The sequence below is a fragment of the Saccharomonospora azurea NA-128 genome (assembly GCF_000231055.2).
Taxonomy (GTDB): domain Bacteria; phylum Actinomycetota; class Actinomycetes; order Mycobacteriales; family Pseudonocardiaceae; genus Saccharomonospora; species Saccharomonospora azurea.
Window position 1 is genome coordinate 116,925 of sequence record NZ_CM001466.1, and the last position, 13,869, is coordinate 130,793.

Annotated in this window: 9 protein-coding genes and 1 riboswitch; of the genes, 3 read left to right on the plus strand and 6 right to left on the minus strand. The window is 70.9% G+C overall.

Annotation, left to right across the window (positions count from 1 at the left end; all coding sequences use genetic code 11):
- Positions 1-23 precede the first annotated feature (23 nt).
- From SACAZDRAFT_RS00595 to SACAZDRAFT_RS00605, 3 genes are all read left to right on the plus strand, one after another.
- Positions 24-1,892 (plus strand): ABC transporter ATP-binding protein, encoded by a 1,869-nt coding sequence (locus SACAZDRAFT_RS00595; RefSeq protein ID WP_005437641.1) that lies wholly within the window; start codon positions 24-26, stop codon positions 1,890-1,892.
- Positions 1,889-2,596, plus strand: coding sequence for an alpha/beta fold hydrolase (locus tag SACAZDRAFT_RS00600; protein ID WP_005437643.1), 708 nt, complete (start codon positions 1,889-1,891; stop codon positions 2,594-2,596). Before SACAZDRAFT_RS00595 ends, SACAZDRAFT_RS00600 begins: the two co-directional genes overlap by 4 nt.
- Positions 2,597-2,733: 137 nt before the next feature.
- Positions 2,734-3,921 (plus strand): LCP family protein, encoded by a 1,188-nt coding sequence (locus tag SACAZDRAFT_RS00605; RefSeq protein WP_232286324.1) that lies wholly within the window; start codon positions 2,734-2,736, stop codon positions 3,919-3,921.
- Positions 3,922-3,935: 14 nt separating this feature from the next.
- Here SACAZDRAFT_RS00605 and SACAZDRAFT_RS00610 read toward each other — a convergent pair whose 3' ends face one another.
- The 6 genes from SACAZDRAFT_RS00610 to SACAZDRAFT_RS00635 all read right to left on the minus strand — a co-directional run bounded on the left by SACAZDRAFT_RS00610 (position 3,936) and on the right by SACAZDRAFT_RS00635 (position 13,802).
- Positions 3,936-4,364, minus strand: a complete 429-nt coding sequence (locus tag SACAZDRAFT_RS00610; protein WP_005437647.1) for an acyl-CoA thioesterase — start codon at positions 4,362-4,364, stop codon at positions 3,936-3,938.
- 40 nt (positions 4,365-4,404) lie between these two features.
- Positions 4,405-4,629, minus strand: a riboswitch (cobalamin riboswitch).
- A 23-nt stretch (positions 4,630-4,652) separates the two neighbouring features.
- On the minus strand, positions 4,653-7,565 hold the full coding sequence (locus tag SACAZDRAFT_RS00615; RefSeq protein ID WP_005437649.1) for an AfsR/SARP family transcriptional regulator: 2,913 nt from the start codon (positions 7,563-7,565) through the stop codon (positions 4,653-4,655).
- Positions 7,566-7,583: 18 nt separating this feature from the next.
- Positions 7,584-8,042, minus strand: a complete 459-nt coding sequence (locus SACAZDRAFT_RS00620) for a peroxiredoxin (RefSeq protein ID WP_005437651.1) — start codon at positions 8,040-8,042, stop codon at positions 7,584-7,586.
- A 5-nt stretch (positions 8,043-8,047) separates the two neighbouring features.
- A complete protein-coding gene (locus SACAZDRAFT_RS00625; RefSeq protein WP_005437653.1) occupies positions 8,048-9,946 on the minus strand; it encodes a diguanylate cyclase domain-containing protein in 1,899 nt (632 codons plus the stop codon).
- A 308-nt stretch (positions 9,947-10,254) separates the two neighbouring features.
- Positions 10,255-11,304, minus strand: coding sequence for a ribonucleotide-diphosphate reductase subunit beta (locus SACAZDRAFT_RS00630; protein ID WP_082245332.1), 1,050 nt, complete (start codon positions 11,302-11,304; stop codon positions 10,255-10,257).
- Between the two features lie 32 nt (positions 11,305-11,336).
- The gene (locus SACAZDRAFT_RS00635) at positions 11,337-13,802 is read right to left on the minus strand and encodes a ribonucleoside-diphosphate reductase subunit alpha (protein ID WP_005437656.1); all 2,466 of its coding nucleotides are present in this window, start codon (positions 13,800-13,802) and stop codon (positions 11,337-11,339) included.
- Positions 13,803-13,869: the final 67 nt, after the last annotated feature.

Genomic DNA, 13,869 nt, shown 5'->3' on the forward strand with positions numbered 1-13,869 from the left:
GACGCGTGAGAGGAGTCGTGGGCGTGGACAACACGTGGGGGTTGCTTCGGGGTGCGATGCAGTCGGCTGACGCGCCGCGAGGCCTGCGCAAGGGGACCGTCCGCCGCGTGGCCTCGTTCGCCCGGCCGCACTGGCGGAGGTTGCTGGTCTTCCTGGCGCTGACGGTCGTGTCGGCCGTCCTCGCCGTCACCACTCCGCTCCTGGCCGGGCGGGTGGTCGACGCGATCGTGGGCGGGAAGTCCGCGTCCACCGTGATCTGGCTCGCGGTCGTCATCGCGGGCATCGCCGTGGCCGACGCCGCGCTGGGGCTCGCCGAGCGCTGGCAGTCCGCCCACATCGGGGAGGGGTTGATCCTCGACCTGCGCAGGGCGGTGTTCGAGCACGTGCAGCGGATGCCCGTGGCGTTCTTCATGCGGAGCCGCACGGGCGCGCTGGTGAGCAGGCTGAACAACGACGTCATCGGCGCGCAGCGCACGTTCACCGCCACGCTGTCCGGGCTCGTCACCAACGTCATCCAGCTGGTGCTCTCGCTGGCCGTGATGGTGACGTTGTCGTGGCAGGTGACGCTCGTGGCTCTGGTGCTCCTGCCGATCTTCGTGCTGCCCGCCCGGCGGATCGGGCGCCGGATGGCCGACCTGCAGCACCAGGCGGCCGAACTCAACGCCGGGATGACGACCCAGATGACCGAGCGGTTCTCGGCGGCCGGTGCCACGCTCGTGAAACTGTTCGGCAGGCCGAAGGCCGAGGCCGAGGAGTTCGGCGCGCGGGCGGGCCGGGTCCGAGACATCGGTGTGCGCACGGCCATGCTGACGCGCTGGTTCATGACGAGCCTCACGCTCGTGTCAGCGTTGGCGCAGGCGCTCGTCTACGGCCTTGGCGGGTGGCTCGCGCTCACCGGTCGGCTTGATCCGGGCACGGTCGTCGCGCTGGCCCTGTTGCTGACGCGCCTGTACACGCCGCTGACAGCGCTGGCCAACGTGCGGGTGGACATCATGACCGCGCTCGTGTCGTTCGAGCGCGTGTTCGAGGTGCTCGACCTCAAGCCGATGATCACCGAGAAGCCGGACGCCAGGTCGGTGCCGCCGGGTCCGGTGTCGGTGGAGTTCGACGACGTGCGGTTCGCCTACCCGTCGCCGCAGACCCACTCGCTGGCCTCGCTCGAAGAGGTGTCCACAGTGGATACCCGCGGGGGTGAGCAGGTGGTGCACGGGGTCAGCTTCCATGCCGAGCCCGGGCGGATGGTGGCGCTCGTGGGCCCCTCCGGCGCGGGTAAGTCGACCATCGCGTTCCTGGTGGCGCGGCTCTACGACGTCGACTCCGGCGCGGTGCGGTTGGGTGGCGTGGACGTCCGGGACCTGTCGTTCGAGTCACTGCGCCGGACCGTGGGATTCGTCACGCAGGACGGGCACCTCTTCCACGACACCATCCGGGCCAACCTCACCTACGCGCGGCCGGACGCGAGGGACGGGGAGATCTGGGACGCGCTGCGGCGCGCACGGCTGGAGGACTTGATGCGGTCGTTGCCCGACGGCCTGGACACCGTGGTGGGCGAGCGCGGCTACCGGCTGTCCGGAGGGGAGCGGCAGCGGCTCACCATCGCCCGGCTGCTGCTCGCCCAGCCCCGAGTGGTGGTGCTCGACGAGGCCACCGCTCACCTCGACTCCGAGTCGGAGGCCGCGGTGAGTGAGGCACTGGTCGACGCGTTGAGCGGACGCACCGCGCTCGTCATCGCCCATCGCCTCTCCACGGTGCGCGCGGCCGACCGGATCCTCGTGGTCGAGGACGGTCGTGTCGTGGAGCACGGCACGCACCCCGAGCTGCTCGCGCTCGGGGGCCGGTATGCGGAACTGCACAACACGCAGTTCGCGACGGACGAGCGGTCCGTCGCGTGACCGCCGCCGAGGCGGTGCGCCCGTCGCTGAGCACGCTTCCGGCGGGCACGCCACGGCCGCGGGCGGTGGCGCTCGTCCTGCACGGGGGTGCCGAGTACGGAGCCGACGTCGTGCGTCCGTGGCGGCTGGCGTACCTGCGCATGGTGCCGGTCGCGCGCGCCGTGCACGCGGCCGGAGCACGGCACGGTCTGGAAGTACGGTTGCTGCGCAACCGGGTGCGCGGGTGGAACGAGCCGGATCGCCATCCGGTCGAGGACGCGCGGTGGGCGCTCGACACGATCAGGGCGGAGCGTCCCGGTGTGCCCGTGGTGCTGATCGGCCATTCCATGGGTGGTCGCGTGGCACTGCGGGTGTGTGATGACGAGGCGGTGTCCGGTGCGTGCGCGTTCGCGCCGTGGACCCCCGACGGCGAGCCCGTGGAACCGGTGGCGGGTCGCACCGTCGTGATCGCCCACGGTGTGCACGACCGAGTGACCAACCCCGGCGACTCCTACCGCTACGCGCAGCGCGCCGACGCCCACGCCGCGCGGCTCGCGCGTTTCGACGTCGTCGCGGAGAGTCACGCGTTGATGCGCAGGCCGCTGGTGTGGAATCGGCTCGCCTGCGAGTTCGCGGTGCAGACCACGGGGCTGGTCCCGGCGGAGGGGATTCTGCCCCGTGCCTTTGCTCACGATGCTCCATCTCGGTGGCGTCGACTGCTCTGACCGGGGCATTCGTGGTCTCGACCTGCCTCCAAGCCACCTCCCGCACAACCTGATCGGGGGATGCCGCGTCTAGGTGACAAGGCATGCGGTTAGGTATGCGTGCGCACAGCAGCCGCACCAGATGATCGGGAGTGGTCATGACCTACGGCGGGCACCAGGGTGGACAGGGTGGTGGGCACCGGCCACCTCCTCCGGGCCGGAGGCCGCCACAAGGGCCCCGACGACAACAGCAGGCGCAGATGATGCCCGTCCCCGGCAGTGCGAGGGCTCGGCAGGCGCCGCGTTCGCCGCAGCCGACGCGGGTCGGCCCACCGCCGCAGCAACCGCCACCACCTCGGGAGCGGCCGCCGCAGTCACCGCAGGGTCGCCCCCGTCGCAAGCGGTGGTCGTTCGGCAAGGTGCTGCTGAGCCTGTTTCTGGTGTTCGTCCTGTTCGTCGGAGCCGTGTGGTTCTACCTCGACAGCTCGATCACCCGCATCGACGCGCTGCCCGACGACTACGAGGGCAGGCCCGCCGCGGCGGAGGGCACCAACTGGTTGCTCGTGGGGTCCGACTCCCGCGAAGGGCTCGACGAAGAGCAGATGGCGAAGCTGTCCACCGGTGACGCGGGGGGCAGGCGCACCGACACGATCATGCTCGTCCACATTCCGGACAACGACACGCCGCCCACCCTGCTGAGCCTTCCCCGGGACTCGCGGGTGGAGATCCCGGGCCACGGGGTCAACAAGATCAACGCGGCGTTCGCCTTCGGTGGCGCCCCGCTGTTGACGAAGACGGTGGAGCAGGCCACCGGACTGCGGATCGACCACTACGCCGAGATCGGGTTCGGCGGGTTCGCCAACGTCGTCGATGCCATCGGCGGGGTCGAAATGGACATTCCGAACGAAATGCGTGACACCAAGACCGGGATCGTGATCCCGGCGGGCACGCAGACCCTCGACGGCGCGCAGGCGCTCGGGTTCGTCCGCATGCGCTACAGCGACGCGACGCCGCGATCCGACCTGGACCGGGTGGCGAACCAGCGCAAGTTCATCGGCGCGTTGGCCTCCGAGATCGCGAGTCCGGCCACACTGCTCAACCCGTTCGACGTCTTCCCGCTGCTCGGGGCTGTGCCCGACGCGTTGGCCCTCGACACCGACGACCACCTGCACCACCTGGTCGGCCTGGCGTGGGCGATGCGGGGGATCGGCGACGGCGGCGTGGTCACCACCACCGTGCCGGTCACCTCGTCCTCCGCCGAGTCGTGGGACCCGGCGAAGTCGGAGGCCCTGTTCGAGGCACTGCGCACCGACTCGCCGATCCCCGAGGACGCCCTCATGGAGTGAGAGGTCTCGACCGCCTACGTCGTGATCAGGGCGGGCACGGGCCGGGGACGTCCGTGTTCGTCGATGGCGACGAACGTCAGCCGGGCCGTCGCGACGTCGGTGGTGGGACCCGAGGCGTTCCAGCGTTCGGAGGTCACCCGGACCACCGTGGCCATCGAGGTCCGTCCGGCGCTCTCCAGCTCCGCGTGGACGCTGAGCAGGTCGCCGGCCCGCACGGGAGCCAGGAAGGTCATGCGGTCGACGGACGCGGTCACCGCCGGTCCGTCGGCGTGGCGGGCCGCCGCTGCCGCGGCCGCGTCGTCGATCAGCTTCATCACCACCCCGCCGTGGATGGTGCCGTAGAGGTTCGTGTCGTGCTCGCTCATGATGTGGGCGAGCGTCACCCGGGAGTCGGCCGGTGCCTTGCGCCCGGGTACGGAACGGACGGTGCTGCGGTGTGCCACGTGAGCTCTCCTTCGCGAGTCGCGGCGGACGGCCGTGCGCGGGCGCGCACGGGCAGCGGCAGGTCTTCGGACTCGCGGGCACACCGCCGGTTCCTGACCGGAAGGCGGTTCCTACTGGCCGTCGCTTCCCAGGCCGGGTCGGCCCAGTGCTCGATGACGGCGGTCGTTCCCACTCACCGCTGCGGGGCAGTCCCGGATTCGCACCGGGTTCCCTCTTGCGACGCCCCACCGGAGAGCGGGGCGAACCGCTGCGCTTCCCACCCTACGACGTGGTGGAGCGGGGTTCGGTCAGGCTTCGTCGACCGGTCGTAGCCTGCGTTCGACGGCGGAGCGTTGGGGTTCGGCCGACAACTCCCGCCACAGCGCCAACGCCCGGTGGAAGTAGTCCCGGGAGGTCTGCTCCTGGCCGAGGGATTCGTGGAGCTCGCCGAGCCGTTGGCTGACGACCGCCTCGGAGCGGCGATCCCCGGTGTCGCGGTGCACGGCGAGGGAGTTGGCCAGGAGCAGTTGGGCGTGGGCCAACTCGCCGCTGCGCAGGCACAACTCGCCGAGGCTCTGCTGCGCGTACCCGGCGCAGTGGTCGTCGTCGAGGTCGTCGAACACGGCGATGGCCTCGTCGAGTCGTTGCCGCGCGAGCCCGAGCTGCCCGCGCCGCTGGTGGAGGAGGGCCTGGCGGTGGACGGCGTGTGCGGCGCGGTGGCGGTCGCCGATCGCGCACGCGAGCGCGTAGGCGTCGGTGAACCACGTCTCGGCGTTGTCGAACGCGCCCTCGTCCATGCGCACCGTGCCGATCGCGATGCGGGCCACCGCCTCCCCGTGGAGATCCCCGACCTGGGAGAACAGCTCCAGTGCGCGGCGGCTGCACTCCAGCGCGCGGGCCCGGTCACCGCGGATGCGGTGCACCGTGCCGCGGCTCGCGACGGCCACGGCCTCGCCCTGCGCGTGTCCGAGGCGCGCGAAGAGCTCGGCCGAGCGGTCGAACAGACGCAGCGCCTCCTCGTAGCGGTCCTGGTAGACCCGCACCTGGCCGAGGTCGCGCAGCACGATCGCCTCGCCGTGCCGGTCGCCGGTCCTGCGCGCCGCCGTGAGAGCGTGCTCGTCGGCGCGCCACCAGTCCTCCCAACGGTTGCGCAGGTCGTAGTAGGGCGTGAGCACGGTGGCGAGCCGCCACGCGGCTCCGTCCGCGGCGAACCCGGCCGCCGGTTCGAGGAGGGCGGCCGCGGTGGGGTGTTCGGCGTCGAACCACGCCACGGGATCGCGCACCAGCCGGTCGAGGTCGTGCGGTCGCCAGTAGGTCGGCGGCACCGGAGTCGGCGCGACCCCGAAGTACCGCACGGGCATGCGCTCCACCGAGGCACTCGCGGCGGCGTAGTAGCCCTCGACGACCCGCCGGATCCGCCGGCGATCCGTGTCGTCGGCGCGTTCGGCGGCGTAGCAGCGGAGCAGGTCGTGCATGCGGTAGCGGGGAGCGCCGGTCGCGTCCTCGCCGACGAGCTCGACGAGGTGGGCGTCGACGAGGACGTCGAGCACGGCCTCGGCGGTGTCGGCGCCGGTGGTGTCGGTGTTGTCGCCGGCCAGGATCGCACCCACCGTCCACCCCGGGAACGAGACGGGGCCCAGCGCGCCCAGCGCGCGGAACGCGGTGGCGGCCTCGCCGGGCAGTCGGGCGTAGCTGAGTTCGAGACTCGCGCGCACGGCGAGGTCCCCGACCCGGAGCTCGTCGAGCCGGCGGCGTTCGTCGGCGAGGCGGTCGGCGAAGTACGACAGCGACAGCCGGCGCCGTCCGGCCAACCGGGCGCCCGCCACCCACAGGGCCAGGGGCAGCTTGCCGCAGGAGTCGACGATGCGTGCGGCGTGCTCGGGCTCGGCCTGGACCCGCGCCGTACCGACGATGCCGGACAGCAGCCGCAGCGCGGAGTCGTGGTCGAGCACGTCCAGTTCGACGTGCCGGGCGGCGGTCAGTTCGGGCATCCGGATGCGGGAGGTCACGAGCACCACCGACGGCCCGGTGCCGGGTAGCAGCGGCCGTACCTGCGCGGCCGAGGCGGCGTCGTCGAGGACTACGCACGAGGACCGGTGCGACAACGCCGACCGCAGGGCCGCTGCGCGCTCGGACTCGTCGGACGGCAGTGTCTTGTCCGACGCTCCCAGCGAACGGAGTACCTCTCCGAGCACGTCGGAGGCCCGGCGCGGTGCCGCCGTCGTACCCGCGAGGCCGACGTGGAGGTGGTCGTCGTCGGTGTCCCGCCGCAGCCGGTGTGCGATGTGCACGGCCAGGCTGGACTTCCCGACTCCGGGCGGTCCGGAGATCACGACCACGGTCGGGTCGCCGGCGGCTTGGCGCCGCCGAACGAGGGCGATCACGTCGGCGACGTGCTCCTCGCGCCCGGTGAGATCGGGGACGTCGAGTGGAAGCTGGCACACGGTGCGCCGGGGTGAGCCCGGGGGCCGTCGTGGCGCTGGGGGCACCGGCGCCGTCAGACGCGCGCGCAGGTCGCGCAACCGGGGCCCGGGCGCCGCGCCCATCTCCTCACGGAACAGCCGTTCCACCTCGTCGTAGGCCTCCACGGCCTCGGCGCGGCGGCCGCAGCGGTCGAGCGCGACGATGAGGTGCGCCCACAGTTCCTCCCGGAACGGGTCGCGCACCAACAGTTCACGGAGGTCGGGCACCACGTCACGGTGTTCGCCGCAGGCGAGCCGGGCGCGGACCCGCAACTCGTCCGCCTCGAGGCGCAGCTCGTCGAGGCGAGCGAGCACCGGCCCCCAGGAGTGGTGGTGCGGCATGTCGGCCAGAGGCGCTCCGCGCCAATGGGGTTCGGCGGCCGCGAGCTGGGTCAACGCGTCGGCGGGCCGGTCCTCGGCCATGGCCCGCCGGGCTGTTGCCACGTGGTCGGCGAAGACCGTGGTGTCGAGCTCGTCCCGGGCCACCGCGATCCGGTAACCCGCCGGTCCACGATGGATCCGGTCCTCGGTCAGTACCCGGCGCAGTGAATGGACGTACGTCCGGAGGTTGGCCGCGGCGGAGCGCGGCGGATCCTCGGGCCACACGACGTCGATCAGGGAGTCCGTGGAGACCAGGGTGCCGGATTCGAGCAGCAGGGCCGCGAGCAGCAGTCGGGGCTTGCGACCGCCCAACGGCACCTGCCGGCCGTCGATCTCGGCACCGAGCGGACCCAGGAGGTGAAAGCGGATCTCGGCCACCCGGCACCTCCGCGGTGATCAGCTCTGCTGGTGGGCGCGCAGGACCTCGAGCGCCTTGTCGGCGTGTACGGACATCCGGAACTCGCTGCGGATCACGGCGAGCACCGTGCGATCGGTGTCGATCACGAAGGTGTGGCGCTTGGTGACCAGCGGGCCGAGGTTGCGGCGCACGCCGAACAGACCGGCGACCTCGCCCTCGGTGTCCGACAGCAACGGGAAGCCGAGGTTGTTGGTCTCGGAGAACTGCCGCTGCCGCTCGACGGAGTCGCGGCTCACGCCGACCGGCTGGGCTCCGAGCGCGGCGAACTCGGAGGCGAGGTCGCGGAAGTGGCAGCTCTCGGCCGTGCACCCCGCCGTCATGGCCGCCGGATAGAAGAACAGCACCACCGGGCCCGATTCGAGGAACTCGATCAGCCGCCGGGAGGTGCCCGTCTCGTCGGGCAACGCGAAGTCCGGCGCGCGCTCTGCCTGCTTCATGGCGGCTATGGTTGCACGCGCTCCGTCGATTTCGCGAGCATCGTTCGCACTCCGTCGGCGTCGATCTCCTCACCGAAGACCGCGCCGCGGCCCGCGACGACACCGAGCTCGGCGAGCCGTTCGGCGTGGGCGGCGTCGCGCACACCGTCGACGCCGATGCGCGTGATGCCGAGTTCGCGGGCTCGTTTCACCAGCATCGCGAAGTGGCGGTGAGCCCCCTGGGCGTTGCCCTCGTCCTCGTCGGCGAGGGCGTCGACGAGCGGGCCCGACACGATGACGAAGCCGACGGGGAGTGTGTGCCGGTGGACCAGTTCCAGGTCCGCGACCCCGGACACCGCCAGAGTGATCTTGACGTTGAGCTCGGCGAGGATCGACAGGTTCTCCAGTACCTCGCCCCGAGGGTCGGTGAGCGTCGCGGAGTCGCTGCAGATGCGCAGCTTCTGCGGCGGCAGACCGGTGCGCGCGAGCTCGGTGCGGACGAACCGCACCAGGTTGGGGTCGAGGGCGAGCCGGGTCGGCAGTCGCACGCACAGATCCGGCGCGCCGCCGTCGAACTCGCGCTGCCAGGAGGCGGCGTCGAGCATGGACTGGGCCAGCAGCAGCTCGCCCAGCGCGGGAGTCATGCCGGTGGTGTCGGCGAGTGAGAAGAAGTCCTCGGGCCGCAGGACACCGTGCTCGGGATGGTCCCAGCGGAGCTGGGCGTTGACCACGGCGACCCGGCGCCGGTCGTCGAGGGTGACCGTGGGCTCGTAGTCCACAGCGAACTGGCCGTTCTCCAGACCACCGCCGATCGCGGCGCCGATGTGGAACCGTCGCCGGTCGCGCCCGTGGAGTTCCTGCTCGAACAGCATCCACTGGGCCTTGCCGTTCTCCTTGGCGCGGTGCAGCGTGATCTCGGCGGCCCGGTGCAGCTCCTCGCGCGTCTGCCCGGCGCCGCCCGCGACGACGATGCCGACGCTCACGCTGGTCGCGACCCCGGTGCCGTCCACGTACACGGGCTCGGCGAGTTCGCGCATCGCCTCCTCGACCAGGTCCACGACGGCGGCGGTGTCGATGGTGCCGTTCTCGTCGCCGCGCAGCAGCACGGCGAAACCGTCGCCGGACAACCTCGCCAGCACCGCCTCGGACGAGGACTGCGTGGCGACGAGGAGTTCGAGTCGGCGCGCGACCTGGCGCAGGACCTCGTCGCCCGCGCCCGGGCCGAGGCCGTCGTTGACGACCCGGAACCCGTCGATGTCGAGATAGACGAGGGCGAGCTGGCCACCCGAGGACGCGGCCGCCGCGAGGGCGGTGTCGAGCTGGTTCTCGAAGTGGTACGAGTTGGGCAGACCGGTGAGGGAGTCCTGGGTGTTCTGCCGACGCAGCTGCTCGCTGAGCAGGGCGAGCTCGTGCACGTCCTCGACGAGCAGAAGCGGGTGGGGAAAGCCGGGGCCGTCGGCGGTGATGGTGGCGACGGTGACGCGGGTGCGGAGGGTGCCGTCCCTGCCGTGGGTCAGCGTGATCCGCTCCTGCCGAGGTCTTCGGGCGGGCAAAAGCGCTTCGTCGACCACAGCGGACAGCACCGTCGCGTCGTGGGGAGTGGCGGCGAGTCGGGTGAGCGGGAGGCCGATGAGTTCCTCGCGCGAGAGGTGGACGAGATCGACGAAGGCGGGATTGACGTCGCGGACGGTGTTGTCGGAATCGCCGAGGACCACACCGATCGGCGAGGCGGCGTAGAGGTCGGCGAACCGGCGGACCGCCGCGTCGCGGGCCGTCCGCGCCTCCGCCTGCGCTTCCCGGGCGAGGGAGAGCAGGGCGGGTTGCAGGGTCTCCGCGGACACCGACACGCCGTCGACCTCGGCGAGCCGCGCCGCCCACCGGCGCGCGATGTCCCCCAGGCCTGGTGTGTCACCAGGTTCCGGCACGTTTCACCTCGCAGGAGCCTCGTCGATCAACAACACGGGAATCCGCACAGCATAGTGTCCGGACCGCAGTCCGGAACCCTGCAACCGCATCATGCAATAAGCATGTTGTCTACCGCCTGGAAGAGTGGATCGACCACCCCACCGGGTCACGGCGGCAGCCCCGCCTATGGTGCTCGGTCGCGCAGAGTTCGGCTACTCGAACACGGGACGGGCACGACCGTGAGCCGGTGTGCGTCCGGGCGACGCCGTCGTCCCGGGGCCGGGGACCCGCCGCGGCGACAGCTCCCCGACCCCGTCACGCCGTCACGTCAGTCCCATTCCAGAGCCGCGCCGCTGCGGTAGTCGGTGACCCGCGTTTCGAAGAAGTTCTTCTCCTTCCGCAGATCCATGGCCTCCGACATCCACGGGAAGGGGTTGTCCGCCACCCCGAACACGGGCTCCAGGCCCAGTTGGGCCGCCCGGCGGTCGGTGATGAAGTGCATGTACTGCTCGCACAACTCCGCCGACAGCCCGAGCATCGGCCTCGGCATCGTGTCGCGGGCGTAGGCGACCTCCAGCGCGCACGCCTCCACGAGCATGTCGCGCACCTCCTGCTGGAATTCCGGCGTCCACAGGTGCGGGTTCTCCGCCTTGATCTGGTTGATGCAGTCGATGCCGAAGTTCAGGTGGATCGACTCGTCGCGCAGGATGTACTGGTACTGCTCGGCGATGCCGACCATCTTGTTGCGCCGACCCAGCGACAGGACCTGCGCGAACCCGGTGTAGAACCACATGCCCTCGAACACGACGTAGAACGCCACGAGATCGCGCAGGAACTCCTGGTCGGCCTCGACGGTGCCGGTGCGGAACTCGGGGTTCTCCAGCGACCGCGTGTACCGCAACGCCCACGAGTCCTTGTCCGCGATGGACGGCACCTCGCGGTAGGCGTTGAACAACTCGCCCTCGTCGAGGCCGAGGCTCTCGCACACGTACTGGAACGTGTGGGTGTGCACGGCCTCCTCGAACGCCTGCCGGAGCAGGTACTGGCGGCACTCCGGGTTGGTCAGATGCCGGTAGACGGCGAGCACCAGGTTGTTGGCCACCAGCGACTCGGCGGTCGCGAAGAACCCGAGGTTGCGCGTCAGCATCAACCGCTCGTCGTCGGTCAGGCCGTCCTTCGACTTCCACAGCGCGATGTCGGCCTGCATCGCGACCTCGGTGGGCATCCAGTGGTTGTCACAGCCCGCGAGATACTTCTCCCACGCCCAGCCGTACTTCATCGGAAGCAGCTGGTTGACGTCGGCCCGCGCGTTGATCATGGCTTTGTCGTCCACGTTCACGCGTGCGGCCCCGAAGTCGAGGGTGAGGTTCTGGCTCAACGAAGGTCCTTCCTGGGTGGTGCTGTCGGTGGTCACTGGCAGGCCTCGCACTCGGGGTCGTCGATTCGGCAGGCGGCGGATTCGACTGACTCGACGGCCACGGCGGGCACCGTGGGAGTGACGGCGTTGAGCCGCCCGTCCGTCCCACGCAGGGTGCTCTTCTCCACCTGGGTCGCGGCGCGCGAGCGCAGGTAGTACGTCGTCTTGAGACCGCGTCGCCACGCGTGCCGGTACAACGCGTCGAGGGCTCGCCCGCTCGGTTCGGCGAGGTAGAGGTTGAGCGACTGCGCCTGGTCGATCCACTTCTGCCGCCGCGCCGCCGCGTCGACGAGCCACCGGCTGTCGATCTCGAACGCCGTCGCGTACAGCGCCTTGAGGTCGTCGGGCACCCGGTCGATGGGGGCCAGCACCCCGTCGTGGAACTTGAGCTCGGCCACCAGGTCGTCGTCCCACAGCCCGCGCCGCTTGAGGTCGCGCACGAGCTGCGGGTTCACGACGGTGAACTCGCCGGACATGTTCGACTTGACGAAGAGGTTCGAGAACAGCGGCTCGATGGACTGCCCGACCCCGCAGATGTTGGAGATGGTGGCGGTCGGAGCGATGGCGAGCACGTTGGAGTTGCGCATGCCGACCGTGCGCACGCGCTCGCGCAACGAGTCCCAGTCGAGCGTGGTGCTGGTGTCGATGTCGAGCTCGCCCTCCCCTCGGGCCTCGGCCAGCAGCCGCAGCGAGTCGATCGGCAGAACGCCCCGGCTCCACAGCGATCCGGCGAACGACGAGTACGCGCCACGCTCGGCGGCGAGCTCGGCCGACGCCGAGATCGCGTGGTAGCTCAACACCTCCATGCTGCGGTCGGCGAACTCGACGGCCTCGTCCGACGCCTGCGGGATGCCGAGCTCGAACAGGGCGTCGGAGAAGCCCATGAGCCCCAACCCCACCGGGCGGTGGCGCAGGTTCGACCGCTCCGCCTCCGGCACGGTGTAGAAGTTGATGTCGATCACGTTGTCGAGCATGCGCACGGCCGTGGTCACCGTCCGGCGCAGAGCCTCGACGTCCAGACCGTTCGCGCCGACGTGGCGGGCGAGGTTCACGGACCCGAGGTTGCACACGGCCACCTCGTCGGCGCTGGTGTTGAGCGTGATCTCCGTGCACAGGTTGGAGGAGTGCACCACCCCGGCGTGCTGCTGCGGCGACCGCAGGTTGCACGGGTCCTTGAAGGTGATCCACGGGTGGCCGGTCTCGAACAGCATCGTCAGCATGCGCCGCCACAGCTGGGTGGCGCTGACGCGGCGGAACACGCGGATCTCGCCCGCGTCGGCCGCCTTCTCGTAGGCGCGGTAGCGCTCGGCGAAGGCCGTGCCGTAGAGATCGTGCAGGTCGGGAACCTCGTCGGGGGAGAAGAGGGTCCAGTCCTCGTCGGCCTCGACCCGGCGCAGGAATTCGTCGGGCACCCAGTTGGCGGTGTTCATGTCGTGGGTGCGCCTGCGGTCGTCGCCGGTGTTCTTGCGCAGGTCGAGGAACTCCTCGATGTCGATGTGCCAGGTCTCCAGGTAGGCGCACGCGGCGCCCTTGCGCTTGCCGCCCTGGTTCACGGCCACCGTGGTGTCGTTGGCGATCTTGAGGAAGGGCACGACACCCTGCGACTTCCCGCCGGTGCCCCGGATGTGGGCGCCGAGTCCGCGCACGGGGGTCCAGTCGTTGCCCAGACCACCGGAGTACTTCGCGAGCAACGCGTTGTTGCGGTAGCCGCTGAAGATCGACGCCAGGTCGTCGGACACGGTGGTGAGGAAGCACGAGGACAGCTGGGGCCTGCGTGTGCCGGCGTTGAACAGCGTCGGCGTGGAGGTCATGAAGCGCAGCGACGACAGCAGTTCGTAGAACTCGACGGCCCTGGCCTCGCGGTCGGGTTCGGCGACCGCGAGGCCCATCGCCACGCGCATGAAGAACGCCTGCGGCAGCTCGAACCGGATGCCCGCGTGGGGATCGCGCAGCAGGTAGCGGTCGTACAGCGTCTGCAGCCCGAGCAGTCCGAGGTCGAGATCGCGTTCCGGGCGCAGGGCCGCGGTGATGACGTCCAGGTCGAACTCCGCGAGCTCCTCGGTGAGCAGGTGCAGTTCGACGCCGCGACGCAGGTAGTCCCGGAAGTAGTCGCCGTACCGGGCGGCCAGCTCCGGATGGTCCGGGTGCCGGGGCTCCCCGGCGAGGTAGCCGACGGCCTCGGCTCGGAGCGAGTCCAACAGCAGGCGGGCGGCGACGAACGAGTAGTTCGGCTCGCGCTCCACGAGGGTGCGGGCCGCCATGACCTGCGCGAGCGCCAGCTCCTCGGCGCCGATCCCGTCGTAGACGTTGCGCTCCAGCTCCGCGAGAACCGCCTCGGCGGAGGTGTCCGGCAGTCCGGCGACGGCCTCCCGCACGACCTTCTCGACCCGCTCCCACGGCACCCGGGCAGCCCCGCGAGAGCGGGGCGAAACGGTGTCCGGGGCAGCTTCCACTGACATGAGACGACTCCATGAGGGTGTGGTCGACCGCCTCGCGGGCCGGGTTGCCCGCGAGTTCGGTCGATCT

Bases quoted from the DNA above. Each gene is read 5' to 3' on its own strand.
- SACAZDRAFT_RS00605 (WP_232286324.1), top strand. From the start codon at position 2,734: ATGACCTACGGCGGGCACCAGGGTGGACAGGGTGGTGGGCACCGGCCA.
- SACAZDRAFT_RS00620 (WP_005437651.1), bottom strand. From the start codon at position 8,042: ATGAAGCAGGCAGAGCGCGCGCCGGACTTCGCGTTGCCCGACGAGACG.
- SACAZDRAFT_RS00635 (WP_005437656.1), bottom strand. From the start codon at position 13,802: ATGTCAGTGGAAGCTGCCCCGGACACCGTTTCGCCCCGCTCTCGCGGG.